Annotated in this window: 1 protein-coding gene; it reads left to right on the forward strand. The window is 40.1% G+C overall.

Annotated features, from left to right (window positions below):
• Positions 1-1,335, forward strand: a 1,335-nt coding sequence (locus F4V57_RS14690) for an amino acid permease (RefSeq protein WP_150330564.1), incomplete at both ends; no start/stop codon positions are given.

The raw sequence follows: 1,335 nt of genomic DNA on the forward strand, positions 1-1,335 counted from the left end.
CATTTACAATTAATTGCGATTGGTGGAGCAATAGGTACCGGATTATTCATGGGATCAGGAAAAACCATTAGTTTGGCCGGTCCATCGATTGTGTTTATTTATATGATCATTGGTTGTGCATTATTTTTAGTCATGCGCGCATTAGGGGAATTATTACTTTCCAATCTACAATATAAATCCTTTATTGACTTTGCGACAGATTTGATAGGACCTTGGGCAGGCTATTTTGTCGGATGGACATATTGGTTATGCTGGATCACCGTGGGGATTGCCGATTTGGCGGCCATCAATAATTACCTGATGTTTTTTAATGATGGCATAGCTTTTACCCCGGTTGAAGGTGCCATGATCAGTATTGCTGCCATTTTATTTATTATGGGGCTGAATCTGGTAACAGTAAAACTGTTTGGAGAAATGGAATTCTGGTTTGCCATGATCAAGATTATTGCGATTGTGGTGTTAATCGCTGTGGGAATCTGGATGGTTGTCACAGGCTTTACCAATGAAAGTGGTGCAGTAGCAAGTTTTAGTAATATCTGGTCGCATAATGGAATGTTCCCTCAAGGTTGGGGTGGATTTCTGGCCGGATTCCAGATTGCGATATTTGCATTTGTGGGCGTAGAGTTGGTAGGTACAACGGCTGCGGAAACCAAAGATCCAAAAATTAATTTACCCAAAGCAGTGAATTCCATTCCAATTCGGATCATCATTTTCTATGTTTTGGCATTATTGATCGTGATGTCCGTAACGCCATGGGATCAAATTAATCCCAAAGTAAGTCCGTTTGTGAACTTATTCTCACAAGCAGGAATTGCTGCTGCTGCGATTATCATGAACCTTGTGGTTTTATCGTCAGTGATGTCATCAATGAACAGTGGTGTTTTCTCAACCAGCCGGATGTTATTTGGTCTGGCAAAAGAGCATCAGGCACCTCAGGCGTTGGGAAAATTGTCTAAGGCATCTGTACCGGCAAATGGTTTATATCTTTCAAGTGTTGCATTGCTTGCAGGTGCAGCATTGCAATATTTTGTACCGGATACTGTTCGCGCTTTTACCTTGGCAACGACATTATCGACTATTTTATTTATTTGTGTGTGGGTGATGATCATGATCAGCTATATGCGTTATCGTAAATTACGTCCTGAATTACATGAGCAATCCACATTTAAGCTGCCAGGAGGTGTATTCACTTGTTGGCTGGTGATTTTATTTTTTATTGGCACGATTTATATTATGTCACTGGAAACCGATACATTTGAAGCGCTTAAAGTCAGTCCAATCTGGTTTATTATTCTGATTATTGGATATTTTGGCTTCTATAAACCTAGATTGAAA

The sequence above is a fragment of the Acinetobacter qingfengensis genome (assembly GCF_008693185.1).
GTDB classification, from domain to species: Bacteria; Pseudomonadota; Gammaproteobacteria; order Pseudomonadales; family Moraxellaceae; genus Acinetobacter; species Acinetobacter qingfengensis.